We start from the raw sequence: 17,661 nt of genomic DNA, 5'->3' as shown, positions 1-17,661 counted from the left end.
GACATCGCGATGACTGAACTCGTTCAACCGATGCAGCCCGTACGCTATAGCATCGTCCCGAAAAATCCCGCCGCGCATCTCTTCGAAGTGACGCTCACCGTGGCCGTTCCCGATCCCGCCGGGCAGCGCTTCATGCTGCCGGTGTGGATTCCGGGCAGCTACATGATCCGCGAGTTCGCGCGCAATATCGTGACGTTGCAGGCGTTCAACGCGGCGGGCCGCAAGGTGGCCATCGAAAAGACCGACAAGCACGCGTGGCAGGCCGCGCCCGTCGACGGGCCGATCACGCTGCGCTACGAGGTCTACGCGTGGGACATGTCCGTGCGCGCCGCGCATCTCGACGACACCGTCGGCTTCTTCAACGGCACGAGCACGTTTCTCGCCGTGGAAGGGCAGTCGGGCGCGCCGTGCATCGTCGAGATCGAGCCGCCGCAAGGCGGGGCGTATCGCAACTGGCGCGTCGCGACCGCGCTCGCCGAAGCGCGCGGCACGAAGCGCTACGGTTTCGGCACGTACGAGGCGGCAAATTACGACGAACTCGTCGATCATCCCGTCACGCTCGGCGAGTTCGCGCTCGGCAGTTTCACCGCGCACGGCGTGAAGCACGACATCGTGATCTCGGGACGTGTCGTCAATCTCGACATGAACCGGCTGGCCGCGGACCTGAAGCGCGTATGCGAAGCGCAGATCGCGCTGTTCGAGCCGCGCACGAAGAAAGCGCCGGTCGATCGCTATGTGTTCATGACGGTTGCCGTCAGCGATGGATACGGCGGGCTCGAACATCGCGCATCGACGGCGCTGATCTGCAATCGCACGGATCTGCCGGTGCAGGGACGCCCGGAAACGACCGAAGGCTATCGCACGTATCTCGGGCTGTGCAGCCACGAGTACTTCCATACGTGGAACGTGAAGCGCATCAAGCCGGCGGCGTTCGCGCCGTACGACCTGTCGCAGGAAAATTACACGACGTTGCTGTGGCTCTTCGAGGGCTTCACGTCCTATTACGACGACCTGATGCTCGTGAGAAGCGGGCTCATCGGCACGGGCGATTACTTCAGTCTGCTCGGCAAGACGATCGGCGGCGTGCTGCGCGGCAGCGGTCGGCTGAAGCAAACCGTCGCGCAAAGCTCGTTCGACGCCTGGGTGAAGTACTACCGCGCCGACGAGAACGCGCCGAACGCGATCGTCAGCTATTACCAGAAGGGCTCGCTCGTGGCGCTTGCGTTCGACCTGTCGATTCGCGCGCAAACCGACAACCGCAAATCGCTCGATGACGTGATGCGCCTCCTGTGGCAGCGCTACGGCCGCGACTTCTACTACGGCAAGCCGCGCGGCGTGCTGGAAGACGCCGTCGAGGCGCTTTTCGCCGAAGCGACCGGCGCTGATCTGCGCGCGCTGTTCCGCGACGGCGTGCGCGGCACGCGCGATCTGCCGCTCGATGCGCTGTTCGAGCCGTTCGGCATTGCGCTCGCGCCCGATTTGCCGGTCAACGGCGCGTCGGTCAAACCGTCGCTCGGCGCCCGCGTGCGCGGCGGCGCGGATTGCACGCTCGCGGTCGTGCATGACGGCAGCGCGGCGCAGAAAGCGGGATTGTCGGCGGGCGACGTGCTCGTCGCCATCGACGGCATGCGCGTCACCGGCTCGAATCTCGACAACCTGTTGTCGCGTTATTTGCCGGGCGCGAAGGTGGAAGTGCACGCATTCCGCCGCGACGAACTGCGTCGCACGGAGCTGAAGCTCGACGCACCGGAGGTCTCGCGCTATCTGCTGACGGCCATCGACGGACGCGGCCCGTCGAAACAATGGCGTGAACGCTGGCTGAAAGGCTGATTCCGGGCAGACGCGGCGGATTGTTCTGCCAGTGCAACGATCCGTTACGAGGAGACGGCTTGTTTCGAGACGCCGAAAAACGTCAAATGCTTCCTAAGCCGGGCGCCGATGTGCCCGAAACCAGACGAAGGAACAGGAAGCCATCATGACGACGATTCTGCAAATCAACTCCGCCGCCCGTTCGCAAGGCGCGCAATCGACGCTGCTCGCCGACGAATTGACCGCGAAACTGCAACAAGCCAACGCGGGCGCCAAGGTTGTCGTGCGTAACCTGCTGGGCGACAGCCTGCCGCATCTGGACGACGCCACGCTCGGCGCTTTCTTCACGCCGGCCGATCAGCGCACGGCAGAGCAAGTCGCGATCAACGCGAAGAGCCAGGCACTGATCGACGAGCTGCAGGCAGCGGATATCGTCGTGATCGCGGCGCCGCTGTACAACTTCGGCATCTCGTCGCAACTGAAGACGTATTTCGACTGGATCGCGCGTGCGGGCATCACGTTCAGCTACACCGCGAATGGTCCGGAAGGTCTCGTGAAGGGCAAGAAGGTGTATGTGGTGTCGGCGCGTGGCGGCAAGTACGCGGGCACGCCGCACGATTCGCAGACGCCGTTCCTGAAGACGTTCCTCGCCTTCCTCGGCATGACCGATGTGAACTTCATCTACGCCGAAGGCCTGAACATGGGCCCGGATGCGGCTGGCGCGGCGCTGGCGTCGGCGCGCGAGGCGATCGCGGCCGTATAAGTCTCTGCATCAGAAAAAAACCCCGCTGGAGTCGATTCAGCGGGGTTTTTGCTTTCAGGCGAGCAATTCCGGTTCGGCGGGCAACCGCCAGTCGATGGCGGCGCGGCCGTGCTTCGTCAAATAATCGTTGGCGAGCGCGAAATGCCCGCAGCCGAAAAATCCGCGATACGCCGACAGCGGCGACGGATGCACCGCCTCCAGCACGCAATGCGCCTTACCCGTGCCTTCGATCAGGCCGCGCTTCGCCTGCGCATGCGCGCCCCACAGCATGAACACGAGGCCGTCGTGACGCTGCGCCATTTCGTGGATCAGCGTGTCCGTGCATTGCTCCCAGCCGCGCTTCGCGTGACTGCCTGCACGGTCACGCTCCACCGTCAGCGACGTGTTGAGCAACAGCACGCCTTGCTTGGCCCACGAATCGAGACAACCGTGCGCGGGCGCGGCAAAGCCCAGGCTCGCGTGAATTTCCTTGAAGATGTTGCGCAGCGACGGCGGCGGGCGCACCGGCGCGGGCACCGAGAACGCGAGCCCGTGTGCCTGCGGCGTGCCCTTGTCCTCGCCGTGATACGGGTCCTGGCCAAGAATCACGACTTTGACGTCGCCGGGGCTCGTCAGCCGCAACGCGCGAAATACATCGGCGGGATAGACGGTCTTGCCGGCGGCGCGCTCGGCATCGACGAACGCGCACAGCGTCGCGTAGCGCTTGCTGTCGATGAACGGCTTCAGATGCGCGCGCCAGTCGGCGGGAAGGGCGTCGAACTGGCTTTCGAGCGTCGTGAAATTCGCGGCGGTCGATGCGTTCGAGGCCTGCGCGGATTCGTTCTCCGCGAAAAGAGATGGCTGTCGGCTCATGCTGTGTCTTGCGCTCGGTTCCTTGCGCTCACGCGTCGCGGAGTTTGCCTTCGGGCTGCTCGCGCAACAGATAGCCGCGCTGGGCCTTGCTCGCATCTTCCGGCGTGAGTTCGGGAAACGCGCCGCGCAACTCCGCGGCAAGCATCGAAAGCGCGCTTTCTTCGCCCGATTTCAGTTCCAGTTCGAGTTCGCTGATTTCTTCGCGACGCGTCTTGCCGTCGATCTCGGCGGTGATCTCACCCGCATCCAGCGCCACTTCGATCTGCGAACCCTCGCGCTCGATGTCCCACAGAATGCGCCTGACGTCGGTCTTGAACAGCGCGATCAGCGCCGGCGCGGCCTGTTTCAGCGCGTCGCGCGCGGGGGCTTCGTCGCAGGCGGCGAGCAGTGCATCGATGTCGAGCGCCTCGCCCGCGACCGGCAGCTCCCACTCGTGACGATTGCTCAAACCGGCGACCGATTTACCGAGCGTCTTGTAGGTCTGCAGCCATTGGTCCGGCGTGCGACGCAGGCGCAGCGCCGACTTCGCGCGGGCGAGCGCGCAGTCCGGCGTATCGAAATAGACATTGGCTAGCTCGACCGGCTTGCCCGCGCCGGTGCGTTCGTCGAAGAAGCGCGCCACGTCGTCGTGCTGCGACGACGGCAGCGCGAGTTTCAGTTCCCGTTCGATGCCCAAAGTGCGGTCCCGTCGATGAAATCAGAAGAACATGCGCGCGAGTTCCGCGCCCGGATCGTCGGCGCGCATGAACGCTTCGCCGACGAGGAAGGTGTGCACGCGCATCGCGCGCAGGCGTTCGACATCGACGCGCGACAGAATGCCCGATTCGGTCACGACGATCCGGTCGTCCGGCACCTGTTCCAGCATGCCGATGGTCGTGTCGATGGTCGTTTCGAACGTGCGCAGATTGCGATTGTTGATGCCGATGAGCGGCGTCTTCAATGTGAGCGCGTCGCGCAGTTCATCGGCGTCGTGCACTTCGACGAGCACCGCGAGGCCGAGCGAATGCGCGTAGGCTTCGAGATCCTGCATGTGCGAGAGTTCGAGCGCGGCGGCGATCAGCAGAATGCAGTCGGCGCCCATCGCACGCGCTTCGATGATCTGATACGGATCGATGATGAAGTCCTTGCGCAGCACCGGCAGGCTGCACGCGGCGCGCGCTTCCTCCAGATACGCGACGCTGCCCTTGAAGAACTGGACGTCGGTGAGCACGGAGAGACACGCGGCGCCGCCTTGCTCGTACGACCGTGCGATCTCCGCGGGCACGAAGTGTTCGCGCAGCACGCCCTTCGACGGGCTCGCTTTCTTCACTTCCGCGATGACCGCCGCCTGCCCCGCCGCATGCTTCGCGCGAAGTGCGCCGACGAAATCGCGCAAATCGCGCGTGCTCGCTTCGAGCTTCAGCTCTTCGAGCGGCGCGCTCAGTTCGGCCGCGCGGATTTCCTCGCGCTTGACCTCGATGATGCGATCCAGAATGTCACTCATGTCGGATTCCGTTATTTCTTCGAAAATTGCTGCGTGAACTTGACGAGCGTCTCGATCTTCTCGCGCGCCGCGCCGCTCGCAATGGCTTCGCGCGCGGCGGCCATGCCCGCCTGGATCGACTCGACGATATCCGCAGCATAAAGCGCGGTGCCCGCATTCAATGTGACGATCTCGCGCGCGACGCCCGCCTTGTTGTTCAGCGCGCCGAGCAGCATGGCCTTCGATTCCTGCGCGTCCTGCACTTTCAGCGTGCGGTTCGACACCATCTGCAGGCCGAAATCTTCCGGATGAATCTCATACTCGGTCACTTCGCCGTTCTTCAACTCGCCGACTCGCGTCGCGGCGCCGAGCGACACTTCGTCCATGCCGTCCTTGCCGTACACGACGAGCACGTGTTTCGCGCCGAGCCGCTGCATCACGCGCACCTGAATGCCGACGAGGTCTTCATGGAACACGCCCTGCAACTGATTCGGCGCGCCGGCCGGATTCGTCAGCGGCCCGAGAATATTGAAGATGGTGCGCACACCGAGTTCGCGGCGCACGGGCGCGATGTTCTTCATCGCCGGATGATGATTCGGCGCGAACATGAAGCCCATGCCGGTTTCGGCAATCGACGCGGCCACTTGTTCCGGTGTCAGATCGATGTTCACGCCGAGCGCTTCGAGCACGTCCGCGCTGCCGGATTTGCTCGATACGCCGCGATTGCCGTGCTTCGCGACCTTCGCGCCGGCGGCCGCCGCGACGAACATCGACGCCGTGGAGATGTTGAAGGTATGCGAGCCGTCGCCGCCCGTGCCGACGATATCGACGAAATTCGAATTGTCCTCGACTTCCACATGGTTCGCGAATTCGCGCATGACGGTCGCCGCGGCGGCAATCTCGCCGATGGTTTCCTTCTTCACGCGCAAGCCGGTGATGATCGCGGCGGACATGACGGGCGACATCTCGCCGCGCATGATCTGGCGCATCAGATGCAGCATTTCGTCGTGGAAGATTTCGCGGTGCTCGATCGTGCGCTGCAGTGCTTCCTGTGCGGTAATGGTCATGTTCTCAGGCCCGCTTGCCGGTGGTCGAGGTGTGCTTCACGAAGTTTTCCAGCAAGGCGTGGCCGTGCTCGGAAAGAATCGATTCCGGATGGAACTGCACACCTTCCACTTCGAGTTCCCGGTGGCGCACACCCATGATTTCGCCATCCGGCGTCCAGGCGGACACTTCGAGACAGTCGGGCAAAGACTCGCGTTCGATAGCGAGCGAGTGATAGCGCGTCACGTTGAAGTGTTTGGGCAGATCGGCGAACACGCCTTTACAGTCGGTTTCGATCTGGCTCACCTTGCCGTGCATGATGGTCTGCGCGCGCACGACGCGCCCGCCGAATGCCTCGCCGATCGCCTGATGGCCAAGGCACACACCGAGAATGGGCAGCTTGCCGGAAAATTCGCGCAGTACGTCGAGCGTGATGCCCGCGTGCTGCGGATTGCTCGGACCCGGCGAAAGGCAGATGCGCTCGGGATTCAGCTTCGCGATTTCGTCGAGCGTGATTTCGTCGTTGCGATACGTCTGCACGTCACAGCCGAGCTCGCCGAAGTACTGGACCAGGTTATAGGTGAACGAATCGTAGTTGTCGATCATCAGCAGCATGGTCTTGTCTCCTCAGAAGTCGCTGTCGAGGCCGTCTTGCACTTGCTCGGCGGCGCGCAACACGGCGCGCGCCTTGTTCTCCGTCTCTTGCCATTCGGATTCGGGCACCGAATCCGCGACGACCCCCGCCGCTGCCTGAACGTAGAGATTGCCCTTGTGGATGAGCCCGGTGCGAATCGCGATGGCCAGATCCATTTCGCCGCTGAACGACAGATAACCGACCGCGCCGCCGTACAGTCCGCGCTTGACCGGTTCGAGTTCGTCGATGAGCTCCATCGCGCGAACCTTCGGCGCGCCGGACAGCGTGCCCGCCGGGAAGGTGGCTCGCAGCACGTCGAAGTTGTTCATTCCGGGTTTGAGCGTGCCTTCGACCGAACTCACGATGTGCTGCACGTGCGAGTACTTCTCGATGATCATCTTGTCCGTCACCGCGACCGAGCCCGTCTGCGCGATGCGGCCGACGTCGTTGCGGGCGAGATCGATCAGCATCACGTGCTCGGCGACTTCCTTCGGATCGTTCAGCAGTTCGGTCGCGAGGTCGGCATCGCGCTCGGGCGTGTTGCCGCGCGGCCGCGTGCCGGCGAGCGGACGGATCGTCACGATGCGATCTTCCGCGCGCTTTTCCTGTCGCACGAGAATTTCCGGCGATGCGCCGACCACGTGCATTTCGCCGCCGAAGTTGTAGTAGTACATGTACGGCGACGGATTCAGCGAGCGCAGCGCGCGATACAGCGAGAGCGGATTGTCGCGAAACGGCTTGATGAGGCGCTGGCCGACCTGAACCTGCATCAGTTCGCCGGCCGCGATGTACTCCTTCGCGCGCCGCACGGCGTTCAGATAATCGTCCTTCTTGAACTCGCGGAAGGTCTCGGTGCGCACGCTCGCCGACGTGACGGGCGGCTGAACCGTGACGCGCAGCCGCGCACGCAGTTCGCGCAGCCGGTGCTTCGCCTTCGCGTACGCTTCGGCTTTGGTCGGATCGGCGTAGACGATCAGATAGAGCTTGCCCGCGAGATTGTCGATCACCGCGACTTCTTCCGTCAGCAGCAATTGAATGTCGGGCAGGTTGAGGTCGTCGGGCGGCGCGGTGTGCGCGAGCTTCTTCTCGATATAGCGCACCGCGTCATAGCCGAAGTAGCCGGCCAGGCCGCCGCAAAAGCGCGGCAGGCCCGGACGCGTCGCCACCTTGAAGCGATTCTGGAAGTTTTCGATGAACGTGAGCGGATCGCCTTCGTCCGTCTCGACGACTTGGCCATCCGTTACGACTTGCGACTTGCCGTTCTGCACGCGCACGATCGTGCGCGCCGGCAGGCCGATGAACGAGTAGCGCCCGAAACGCTCGCCGCCCACGACGGATTCGAGCAGGAACGAGTTCGCGCCGTTGCGCTCGGTCTGCGCGAGCTTGAGATAGAGAGAAAGCGGTGTTTCGAGATCGGCGAGCGCTTCGGCGATGAGCGGAATGCGGTTATAGCCTTCATTCGCCAGCGATTGGAATTCGAGTTCGGTCATGTTGCGATCCTTGGGCGACGCGCGCTGTCCAGTGGCGCGGCATCGGGAAGTGCAGGGCGCTGCGGGCGGACGAATCTCGTGATGATCGCATACGACGCTCCGGCCGCTTCGATGGGACGAAGCGGACTGAACGGTTCGATAACTTGCCCGCGCAGCGTCAAAGGAAGCGTGCCTGAACGAAGCTCGATGTATGGCAAATCAACGGAAACGGCGCAGGGGTGCGCAGCGAAACAGAAAACGGATACTGAAGCGGATGAAGCGGGACGCGACATGGCTTCAGCGTACCTCGAGCGAGGTTAGCGCGACCAGCGACGCCAGGGCCAGGCTCCCCGGTCGATGCTGCTCAGACTCCGTTTTCTGTTGAGAAACATGAATGGATGGACTTATTCAGTCAGGGTGGTATCCGGCGGCGCCAGGGTGGCAGCAATCGCCAGTGCTGCGGTGCGCAGCGAGGAAACTATACCATCGGATTTCACGGATTGCACAGGTTTCCCATGGTTGTAACCGTACGGAACGGTCAACGTTGCAAGGCCGGCGGCGCGGCCCGCGAGGGCGTCGTTTTCCGAGTCACCGACCGCCACGGCTTCGCGCGGCAGGACGTCCAGGCGTTCGCAGGCCGTGAGCATCGGCAGCGGGTCGGGCTTCTTCGCGGGCAGCGAATCTCCGCCGAGAATCACCTTGAAGTGATCCGCGATGCCGAAGTGCGCAAGCAGCTCAACCGCAAACCGATGCGGCTTGTTGGTTACGCAGGCGAGCGGAATGCCGAGTTCGCGCATGGCTTCGAGCCCTTCCTTCACATCGGGAAAGAGCGTGGAATGCTTGCCGTTCACCTTCGCGTATTCGCTTTGGTAGATCGCGAGCGCGTCGTCGAATTGCGCAACGGCCTGCGTATGCGGCAGGCGCACCGCGAGCACGCTGCGAATCAGATTCTCCGACCCCTTGCCGACGTAGTCCGTGACTTCGTTGCGCGTGACGGGCTGCTCCAGGCCGATGCGCGCGAGCATAGCGTTCAGGGCGGCGACGAAATCGTCCGCGGTGTCGACCATGGTGCCGTCGAGATCGATGATGGCCGCGCGGATCGGGCGGTTCACAAACGGCGCCTGTGCTGCTGCGATCTCGCTCATGCCTGCGCTCCCGATTTCGCCAGTTCTACGCGCATCGCGTCGATTACCTGCTTGTAGTCGTGCTTGCCGAAGATGGCCGAGCCCGCGACGAACGTATCCGCGCCGGCCGCCGCGATTTCCGCGATGTTCTCGATCTTCACGCCGCCGTCGATTTCCAGATGGATTTCGCGGCCCGTGCGCTCGCGGTACGCGTCGATGCGCGCGCGCGCTTCACGCAGCTTGACGAGCGCCTCCGGAATGAACGACTGCCCGCCGAAACCGGGGTTGACCGACATGATGAGCACGAGGTCGACCTTGTCCATCACGTAGTCGAGATGGCTGAGCGACGTCGCCGGGTTGAACACGAGACCCGCCTTGCAGCCGTGGTCGCGGATCAGCGACAGCGTCCGGTCAATATGATCCGAGCCTTCCGGATGGAAGCTGATGACATTGGCGCCGGCCTTCGCGAAATCGGGCACGATGCGGTCGACCGGGCGCACCATCAGATGCACGTCGATCGGCACGTCCACGTGCGGGCGGATGGCTTCGCACACCAACGGGCCGATCGTCAGATTCGGCACGTAGTGGTTGTCCATGACGTCGAAATGGATCCAGTCGGCGCCGGCGGCGACGACATTGCGGACTTCCTCGCCCAGGCGGGAGAAATCGGCGGAGAGGATGCTGGGAGCGATGTGAAATTGCGCCATGGACGTGTGCAGAAAGCGGCTTAAAGCAGTGATTCTAACCCGCGTTTTCCTCCGAGTCCCTTCGACCGAACGGCCTAGGACGGTGCGCTATTGTTGCGCGATGGCGCCAGGCGTGTTGCGGGCGCGGCTGGCATCAAGGAGAATGCCAGACCATAGCGGCGCGTGCGCCCTTGCTCGTCTCCGGCGGCAGCGCAGCGAATAACCGATCTGGAACTGGAACGACGATGGCTCAGTACGAACTCAGCGTAACCGTGGAAACGCGGTATTTGCCGGAACAATCCGACCCTGACAGCCGTCAGTACGCTTTCGCCTACACGATGACCATCCGCAACACCGGCCAAGTGGCGGCGCAGCTGATCTCGCGTCATTGGGTCATCACCGACAGCAACAATCACGCGCAGGAAGTGAAGGGGCTCGGCGTCGTCGGGCACCAGCCGCTGTTGCCGCCGGGGGAGCAGTTCGAATACACGAGCTGGGCCGTGATTGCGACGCCGGTCGGCACGATGCGCGGCGAGTACTTCTGCGTGGCCGAAGACGGCGAGCGTTTCGAGGCGCCGGTAGCGGAATTCGCGTTGCATATGCCGCGCACGCTGCATTGACCGGCCTTTGCGGCGTAACACGCGGCGTGCGTCAGTTGCGGCGTGTCAGCGCCGATTTGCGGAATCGTTCGCGCGGTTCTGGTTCTTTTTCTTGCCCGACGCCGTCCAGACGACGATGAAGATCAGCAAGGCGAGCGCCACGAGCGATTCGAGCGCAAAAATAAGCATTGGATATTCGTCGAACAAATCAGACATGGCGGTTCCCATCAAGAACGAGCATTGTATGCGTTTCGTGCGGACAGCCGCACCGGCCGCGGCCTGGGCCGCATCGATCGCCACCGCCATCCTGCTTGCTTCGTGCGGCGGCGGCAGTTACACGAAACCGGGCGCGAGCACGCCCACTGGCGCGCCGATCATCGCAGGGCAACGTGCATCGTCGCGTTTGACTGCGGTGAGCTGGCAGCAGGTGCCGGGATGGCAGGACGATTCGCTCATCGGCGCGGCCGCCGCGCTGCGCCAGAACTGCAGCCGTCTCGCGCGGCAATCCAACTGGCAGCGGGCATGCGCGGCAGCCGAGCGTCTCGACGACCTCGATATGTCGGCGGCGCGCAGTTTCTTCGAAACCTATTTCACGCCGTTTCAGCTCGCCAACACCGACGGCACCCTCGACGGTCTCGTGACCGGCTACTACGAACCGCTTTTGCGCGGCTCGCGTACGCGTCACGGGCCTTATCAGTACGCGCTTTATCGCTGGCCGTATCGTTACAAGCCGGGCTCGGCGCTGCCCGCGCGGGCGCAACTCGAACGCGCGGGCGTACTGAGCGGCAACGAACTCGTGTGGGTCGACGATCCGATCGAGGCGTTCTTCCTGCAAGTGCAGGGCTCGGGACGCGTCGTCATGGAAGACGGCAGCGTAATGCGCGTGGGCTTCGGCGGCACGAACAACCAGCCGTATCGTTCGATCGGCAAGGAATTGCTCGATCGCGGTGAACTCACGCCCGCGCAGGCGACCATGCAAGGCATCAAGGCCTGGGCGAAAGCGAATCCGGCGCGAGTCGACGCATTGCTCGACGTGAATCCGCGTTTCGTCTTCTTCCGCGAAATGCCGCAAAACGATCCGGTGACCGCCAGTCTCGGCGACGGGCCGGTCGGCGCACTCGGCGTGCCTTTGACGCCTGAACGCTCGATCGCGGTCGATCCGTCGGCGATTCCGCTGGGCACGCCCGTGTTCCTTCAGACGACGCGGCCGCTCAGCAATCAGCCGATGAATCGCCTCGTCTTCGCACAGGACACGGGGTCGGCGATCAAGGGCGGCGTGCGCGCCGACTACTTCTGGGGTCTCGGCGACGGCGCCGGCGATCTCGCGGGCCGCATGAAGCAGGGCGGCCGGATGTGGTTGCTGCTGCCGAACTCGTAACGGCAGCAAGTGCTCAAAAGAAGCTCGCGGCCAGATTGGCTCGCGAGCTTTTTTGTTTTTGCGCAGCGATTCGCTCAGGCCGACATGTTGCGCCGATCGACCACGCGCCGTGCCTTGCCGACCGACCGTTCGATGCCGTTCACCGCAAGCACGTTGACCACGGCGCTCACGCCGATCAGCGCCTTGATGTCGTAGGCGAGCGCGGCCTTCGCGCCGTCGAGCGCGGCGCGGTCCGGCGCGGATTCGGGGCACGGCTCGACATTCAGCGTGAAGACGTCGAGCGGGCCTTCCTTGGTCAGCACGATCTGATAGTGCGGGGCAAGCACGGGGCGCTTGAGCAGCAATTCTTCGATCTGCGTCGGGAAAACATTGACGCCGCGCACGATCATCATGTCGTCGGAACGGCCGGTGATCTTTTCCATGCGGCGCATGGTGCGCGCGGTGCCGGGCAGAAGGCGCGTCAGATCGCGGGTCCGATAGCGGATGATCGGCAGCGCTTCCTTCGTGAGCGACGTGAAGACCAGCTCGCCGAATTCGCCGTCGGGCAGGACCTCGCCTGTTTCGGGATCGATGATTTCAGGATAGAAGTGGTCTTCCCAGATCGTCGGTCCGTCCTTGGTTTCCGCGCATTCGGACGCGACGCCGGGCCCCATTACTTCCGACAGCCCGTAAATGTCGACAGCGTCGATGCCCATGCGCGTCTCGATCGCGCGGCGCATGTCGTTCGTCCACGGCTCCGCGCCGAAGATACCGATGCGCAGCGAGCACTCCGCCGGATTCACGCCCTGGCGTTCGAGTTCATCCGCAATCGAAAGCATGTAGCTCGGCGTCACCATGATGATGTCGGGCCGGAAGTCCTGAATCAGCTGCACCTGCTTCTCGGTCTGTCCGCCACCGAAGGGAATGACCGTGAGACCGGCGCGCTCCGCGCCGTAATGCGCGCCGAGGCCGCCTGTGAAGAGCCCGTAGCCGTAGCTCACGTGGACCTTGTCGCCGCGCCGCGCACCCGCCGCGCGGATCGAACGCGCGACGAGGTTTGCCCAGTTGTCCAGATCCTGCGTCGTATAACCGACGACCGTCGGCTTGCCCGTCGTACCGGACGATGCATGAATGCGCGAAACACGCTCCTGCGGCACCGCGAACATGCCGAACGGGTAGTTGTCGCGCAGATCTTTTTTCGTCGTGAACGGAAAGCGCGCGAGATCCGCGAGGGATGTGACGTCGTCCGGATGCACGCCGGCTTCGTCGAACTTACGCTTGTACACCGGCGAATTTTCGTAGGCGTGCTTGAGCGTCCATTTGAGGCGCTCGAGCTGCAGCGCGACGAGTTCGTCGCGGCTCGCCTTCTCGATCGGCTCGAGCGGCAGCGGGGTGGTCATTGCTGTCTCCTTGATGCTGACTATACGGCGCGGCCTTTGTATGCCGCGTCCGCTTCATGAACGAATCCCTCAGACGGGAATCACAGTGCCTTTGATCTGCGCCGACTTGCCGCGAAACATCGCGACCGGCTCGCCTTCGCGATTGGTCACGCGAATATCGTAGATGCCGGTGCGACCGCTCAATGTCTGCTCGATCGCTTCCGCAGTCAGACGATCACCGCCTTGCACGGGCCGCAGGAATTCGATCGAGCAACCCGCCGCGACCGTGCTGATGTTGTACGAGTTGCACGCAAAAGCAAACGCCGAGTCTGCGAGCGTGAACATCAGGCCGCCATGACAGATGGCGTGCCCGTTGAGAAAGTCGGGGCGCACGTCCATTTGCAGCCGCGCATATCCTGGCCGCACTTCGATCAGTTCGATGCCGAGCGCGCGCGTGCACGCGTCTGATTCGTACATTGCATGGGCAGTTGCTTCCGCGAGTTGTTGAGGCGTCACGGGACTCTCCGGAATAATTTTGTTGTCAAAGGCCGGAGAAGCGCGGCGCGCGCTTCTCCTTGAACGCGGCAACGCCTTCGATGTAATCGGGCGATGCGCCCAATTCGCGCTGCAGATCGCGCTCGAAGTCGAGTTGCTCGTCGAACGTCTTATTGGCGCTCGCGCGGATCGCCTGCTTGATCGCGGCCACGGCGCGCGCCGGTTGCTGCGCGAGTTGCGCGGCCAGTTGCGTTGCTGCTTGCTGCAATTCGCTGTCGTCGACTACGCGCCATACGATGCCCCACGCCTCCGCCTTCTCGGCGCTGAGTTTTTCGCCCGTCAACGCGAGACCGAGCGCACGCGCTTCGCCGACGCGGCGCGGCAATAGCCAGGTTCCACCAGAATCCGGTACGAGGCCGATCTTCACGAAGGCCTGGATGAAGCTCGCCGAGCGTGCGGCCACGACGAGGTCGCATGCCATCGCCAGATTTGCGCCGGCACCGGCGGCCGTGCCGTTCACCGCCGCGATGATCGGCAGCGGCGACGCCTGAAGGCGGCGCACCAACGGGTTGAAGTAAGCATCGATCAGATCGCCGAGATCGGACATCGAGCCGGGCGAAAAATCGAGATCGGCGAGATCCTGGCCCGCGCAGAACCCGCGGCCCGCGCCGGTAATGACGAGCGCACGCGCGTTGCTCGCCTCGATCTCGGTGAGCGCCTGATTCAACTCGCGATGCATCTCGCGCGTGAAACTGTTCAGTTTGTCTGGACGATTGAGCGTCAATGTCGCGACACGCGTCTCGCCATCGACATGAAACAACACGGACTTCTCGGACATGGCATCTCCATTTCGCCGAACGCGCGCCGCAGCGGCGGCCCCTGATCGATTGACTGACGCACCGATAGTAGCCGCGCGCCGCGCCGCTTTCCATTAGGCCGAATGGCATAAGCCGTTTGCACGGCGCGCCATCGACCTTTGCACTTTTGTGCTGTCGGCTTATGCCGTCTGGCCAGCTTCCGCGGGTGCCGCCTTCGGTGCAACATGGACCCGACTTTGCACGACACGGAAACGGTTCGCGACGAAAGCGGCATCGGAGAGCGCGGCATTGGCTGCCGGATTCGCGCCGGTGCCGTGGAAATCGGAAAACGCCGCCGTCTGGTTGACGAACACACCACCCGTGAGATTGATCGAAAGCGCAACACCGCCTCGAATGGCTGCTTCGTGCGCTGCTTCGATCACGTTTTCATCGGTGCTGTAGACGGCGAGCGTCAACGCGCCGTGCTTGCTTGCGATGGACCCGGCGAGTTCCAGCGACTGCGCGGTGGAGTCGGTGGCGACCACGAACGAGATCGGGCCGAACCATTCGCTCGTAAACTTGGCTTCGTCGGTGCGTGCGTCGAGCTTGAGCACGAGCGGGGTTTGCACGCGCGCGTCGGGAAACGCCGGATGCGTGAGCGACTGGCTGTCGAGCAGGGCTTCGCCGAGTGCGCGCGCCTCGGCGACGCGCTTCGAGACGCCCTCGTTCTGGATCGCGCCCGTCAGTTCGACGGCGCGTGCAGGATCGGATGTCAGCTTTTCGACTGCGCCCGCGAGCGCCTTCGCGACGTCGTCGAAGCTCAGTTGACCATCGGCGGTGCGGATGCCGTCGCGCGGCACATAGATATTTTGCGGCGCGGTGCACATCTGGCCGGAGTACAGCGCGAGCGAGAAGGCGATATTGCGCGCGGCGGCCTTCATGTCGTCCACGGAATCGATGATGATCTGATTCACGCCCGCCTTCTCGGTATAGACCTGAGCCTGATGCGCATTGCGTTCGAGCCACGTGCCGTTTTGCGTGCTGCCCGTGAAGTCGATCAGCTTGATTTCCGGACGCACGGCCAGTTCCTGAACGAGCGCGCCGTCGTTGGGCGCGGTCGCGAGCAGAGTGACGACGTTCGGATCGAAGCCGGCTTCGCGCAGCACTTCGCGGGCAATGCGCACGGTCACCGCAAGCGGAAGAATGGCGCCCGGATGCGGCTTGACCATAACCGTATTGCCGGTCGCGAGGTCGGCGAACATGCCGGGATAACCGTTCCAGGTCGGGAACGTGCAGCAACCGAGCACGAGACCCGTGCCGCGCGGAACGATTGCGAAGCGCTTCTGCATGGCGAGCGGTGGGTTTTTGCCTTGCGGCTTTTCCCAGTGCGCTTCGGCCGGGATGCGGCGCAGTTGATCCCATGCGTAGACCACGGCTTCGAGCGCGCGGTCCTGAGCGTGCGGGCCGCCGGCCTGGAAGGCCATCATGAAAGCCTGGCCGGTCGTGTGCATGACGCTGTAGCCGATCTCGAAACTGGCGCGATTCAGGCGCGACAGGATTTCAAGGCTCACGCCGACCCACGCTTGCGGGCCGGCGGCGCGCCACCCGGCTTGAGCATCGGCGGCGGCGCGAATGAGCGCATCGGGATCGGACTTCGGATAGCGGATGTCGAGCGCGATGCCGAACGGCGAACGTTCCTGCCCGACGGTCTCGCCCGTCGACGGCTGATCGAGTTCGAACGTCTTGCCGAGATGTGCTTTGAACGCGGCCTCTCCGTCGGCGTTGGCCGTTTCCCCGTACACTTTGGGGCTCGGCATTTCGGCAAACGGGCTCCAGTAGCCACGCGTTTCGATGGCCGCGAGCGCCTTGTCGAGCGTCGCTTCGTGCTTCGTGAATAGCGGATGTGTCATGGTCGCGAGAAGAGGAACGTGAAGGGGCGCCGGGTTAAATAATTAACCGACCGGTTGGTTGGGAATGTTAGCATTATTAGGATGCAGTGACGAACTGTTTTCATTAGGGCTTACCTGAGGATCGCAAGGAGGTGCGAATGGCTTACGAGAATCTGCTGGTCGAAACGCGCGGTCGTGTCGGACTGATCACGTTGAACCGTCCGAAAGCGCTCAACGCGCTCAACGATGCGCTAATGGACGAACTGGGCGCCGCGCTGAAGGCGTTCGACGCCGACGAGGACATCGGCGCGATCGTGTTGACCGGCAGCGAGAAGGCGTTCGCGGCGGGAGCGGACATTGGCATGATGGCCAGCTATTCCTATATGGACGTGTACAAGGGCGACTACATCACGCGCAATTGGGAAACCATTCGCTCGATCCGCAAGCCGATCATTGCGGCGGTGGCCGGCTTCGCGCTCGGCGGCGGTTGCGAACTCGCGATGATGTGCGACATCGTCATTGCGGCGGAAACGGCCAGGTTCGGCCAGCCGGAGATCAAGCTCGGCGTCATTCCCGGCGCGGGCGGCACGCAGCGTTTGCCGCGTGCGGTCTCCAAAGCCAAGGCAATGGACATGTGCCTGACCGCCCGCATGATGGACGCGAGCGAAGCTGAGCGCGCGGGACTCGTGTCTCGCGTGGTGGGAGCGGAGCGTCTTCTCGATGAAGCGATCGAAGCCGCCACGATCATCGCCGGCTTCTCGCTGCCTGCGGTGATGATGGCCAAGGAGGCAGTCAACCGCGCCTACGAGACGACGCTTTCGGAGGGCGTGCATTTCGAGCGACGCCTCTTCCATTCATTGTTCGCGACTGAAGATCAGAAGGAAGGCATGGCGGCGTTCGTCGAGAAGCGCAAACCGGCATTTAAGCATCGATGAAGATTGTTCGAGAAAACGCTTGCGCTTCTCGAATCCAATAACTAGAATTCCGTTCCTTCGCGATTCAACGAACGCGAAGGGAGCGGGAGAAGTAGCGGTGCGGTGGTTTCGGTTGGCGCTAGGTGGTACGGACGCAAAAAGTTGGATCTGCTCCGAAGCGCGGTTGGCAAGAAAAGAAAGCTTCAAATTCTTGTTGACAGTAACTGAAAAGACGTACATAATCTCGTTTCTCTGCTGCTGACGCAGCGACGCAAGACGGAAGTTGAAGTGCCTTGCGAATGTTCTTTAAAAACTAACAGCCGATAAGTGTGGGCGCTTGATGGCAAGTGCGGTTGCGGTTCTTCGGAATCGTAGCAATAGCAAAAGT

At 63.2% G+C, this 17,661-nt stretch carries 17 protein-coding genes; 5 read left to right on the top strand and 12 right to left on the bottom strand.

The window, feature by feature from the left end; all coding sequences use genetic code 11:
• Positions 1–30: 30 nt before the first annotated feature.
• Together BRPE64_RS11790 and BRPE64_RS11785 are read left to right on the top strand one after the other, a co-directional pair.
• Positions 31–1,830 (top strand): M61 family metallopeptidase, encoded by a 1,800-nt coding sequence (locus BRPE64_RS11790; protein ID WP_044042171.1) that lies wholly within the window; start codon positions 31–33, stop codon positions 1,828–1,830.
• 145 nt (positions 1,831–1,975) lie between these two features.
• Entirely contained in the window at positions 1,976–2,572 is a 597-nt protein-coding gene (locus tag BRPE64_RS11785) for an FMN-dependent NADH-azoreductase (protein WP_016346352.1), read from the top strand.
• Between the two features lie 54 nt (positions 2,573–2,626).
• On the opposite strand, the gene BRPE64_RS11780 is transcribed toward BRPE64_RS11785, so the two are convergent.
• From BRPE64_RS11780 to rpe, 8 genes are all read right to left on the bottom strand, one after another.
• Positions 2,627–3,424: a uracil-DNA glycosylase gene (locus tag BRPE64_RS11780; protein ID WP_016346351.1), complete on the bottom strand. Its 798-nt coding sequence runs from the start codon at positions 3,422–3,424 to the stop codon at positions 2,627–2,629.
• 28 nt (positions 3,425–3,452) lie between these two features.
• Entirely contained in the window at positions 3,453–4,100 is a 648-nt protein-coding gene (locus tag BRPE64_RS11775) for a CYTH domain-containing protein (RefSeq protein WP_016346350.1), read from the bottom strand.
• A gap of 21 nt (positions 4,101–4,121) precedes the next feature.
• Complete coding sequence (gene trpC / locus BRPE64_RS11770; protein WP_016346349.1) at positions 4,122–4,907, bottom strand: indole-3-glycerol phosphate synthase TrpC; 786 nt, start codon at positions 4,905–4,907, stop codon at positions 4,122–4,124.
• Positions 4,908–4,918: 11 nt separating this feature from the next.
• Positions 4,919–5,953 carry an anthranilate phosphoribosyltransferase gene (trpD, locus tag BRPE64_RS11765; RefSeq protein ID WP_016346348.1) on the bottom strand — a complete coding sequence of 345 codons (1,035 nt, stop codon included), beginning with the start codon at positions 5,951–5,953 and terminating at the stop codon, positions 4,919–4,921.
• 4 nt (positions 5,954–5,957) lie between these two features.
• Positions 5,958–6,545 (bottom strand): aminodeoxychorismate/anthranilate synthase component II, encoded by a 588-nt coding sequence (locus BRPE64_RS11760; RefSeq protein ID WP_016346347.1) that lies wholly within the window; start codon positions 6,543–6,545, stop codon positions 5,958–5,960.
• 12 nt (positions 6,546–6,557) lie between these two features.
• Positions 6,558–8,054, bottom strand: coding sequence for an anthranilate synthase component I (gene trpE / locus BRPE64_RS11755; protein ID WP_016346346.1), 1,497 nt, complete (start codon positions 8,052–8,054; stop codon positions 6,558–6,560).
• Positions 8,055–8,437: 383 nt separating this feature from the next.
• Entirely contained in the window at positions 8,438–9,178 is a 741-nt protein-coding gene (locus BRPE64_RS11750) for a phosphoglycolate phosphatase (protein ID WP_016346344.1), read from the bottom strand.
• Positions 9,175–9,864 (bottom strand): ribulose-phosphate 3-epimerase, encoded by a 690-nt coding sequence (gene rpe / locus BRPE64_RS11745; protein ID WP_016346343.1) that lies wholly within the window; start codon positions 9,862–9,864, stop codon positions 9,175–9,177. The genes BRPE64_RS11750 and rpe overlap by 4 nt, the downstream gene beginning before the upstream one ends.
• A gap of 224 nt (positions 9,865–10,088) precedes the next feature.
• Between rpe and apaG the strand changes: the two genes are divergently transcribed.
• Together apaG and mltA are read left to right on the top strand one after the other, a co-directional pair.
• Positions 10,089–10,463: a Co2+/Mg2+ efflux protein ApaG gene (apaG, locus tag BRPE64_RS11740; RefSeq protein WP_044041599.1), complete on the top strand. Its 375-nt coding sequence runs from the start codon at positions 10,089–10,091 to the stop codon at positions 10,461–10,463.
• A 115-nt stretch (positions 10,464–10,578) separates the two neighbouring features.
• Positions 10,579–11,820 carry a murein transglycosylase A gene (mltA, locus tag BRPE64_RS11730; RefSeq protein ID WP_173405444.1) on the top strand — a complete coding sequence of 414 codons (1,242 nt, stop codon included), beginning with the start codon at positions 10,579–10,581 and terminating at the stop codon, positions 11,818–11,820.
• 74 nt (positions 11,821–11,894) lie between these two features.
• On the opposite strand, the gene paaK is transcribed toward mltA, so the two are convergent.
• The 4 genes from paaK to paaN form a co-directional block, all read right to left on the bottom strand.
• Complete coding sequence (gene paaK / locus BRPE64_RS11725) at positions 11,895–13,199, bottom strand: phenylacetate--CoA ligase PaaK (protein ID WP_016346339.1); 1,305 nt, start codon at positions 13,197–13,199, stop codon at positions 11,895–11,897.
• Positions 13,200–13,268: 69 nt separating this feature from the next.
• Positions 13,269–13,655 carry a hydroxyphenylacetyl-CoA thioesterase PaaI gene (paaI, locus tag BRPE64_RS11720; protein ID WP_016346338.1) on the bottom strand — a complete coding sequence of 129 codons (387 nt, stop codon included), beginning with the start codon at positions 13,653–13,655 and terminating at the stop codon, positions 13,269–13,271.
• Positions 13,656–13,719: 64 nt separating this feature from the next.
• The gene (paaG, locus tag BRPE64_RS11715; protein WP_016346337.1) at positions 13,720–14,511 is read right to left on the bottom strand and encodes a 2-(1,2-epoxy-1,2-dihydrophenyl)acetyl-CoA isomerase PaaG; all 792 of its coding nucleotides are present in this window, start codon (positions 14,509–14,511) and stop codon (positions 13,720–13,722) included.
• Between the two features lie 159 nt (positions 14,512–14,670).
• The gene (gene paaN, locus BRPE64_RS11710) at positions 14,671–16,380 is read right to left on the bottom strand and encodes a phenylacetic acid degradation protein PaaN (RefSeq protein WP_016346336.1); all 1,710 of its coding nucleotides are present in this window, start codon (positions 16,378–16,380) and stop codon (positions 14,671–14,673) included.
• Positions 16,381–16,517: 137 nt separating this feature from the next.
• Here paaN and BRPE64_RS11705 point away from each other — a divergent pair, with 137 nt between their 5' ends.
• Positions 16,518–17,294, top strand: coding sequence for an enoyl-CoA hydratase (locus BRPE64_RS11705; RefSeq protein ID WP_016346335.1), 777 nt, complete (start codon positions 16,518–16,520; stop codon positions 17,292–17,294).
• Positions 17,295–17,661 lie beyond the last annotated feature (367 nt).

It is taken from the genome of Caballeronia insecticola (genome assembly GCF_000402035.1).
GTDB classification, from domain to species: Bacteria; Pseudomonadota; Gammaproteobacteria; order Burkholderiales; family Burkholderiaceae; genus Caballeronia; species Caballeronia insecticola.
This window is presented reverse-complemented; position numbering and strand designations above follow the sequence as displayed.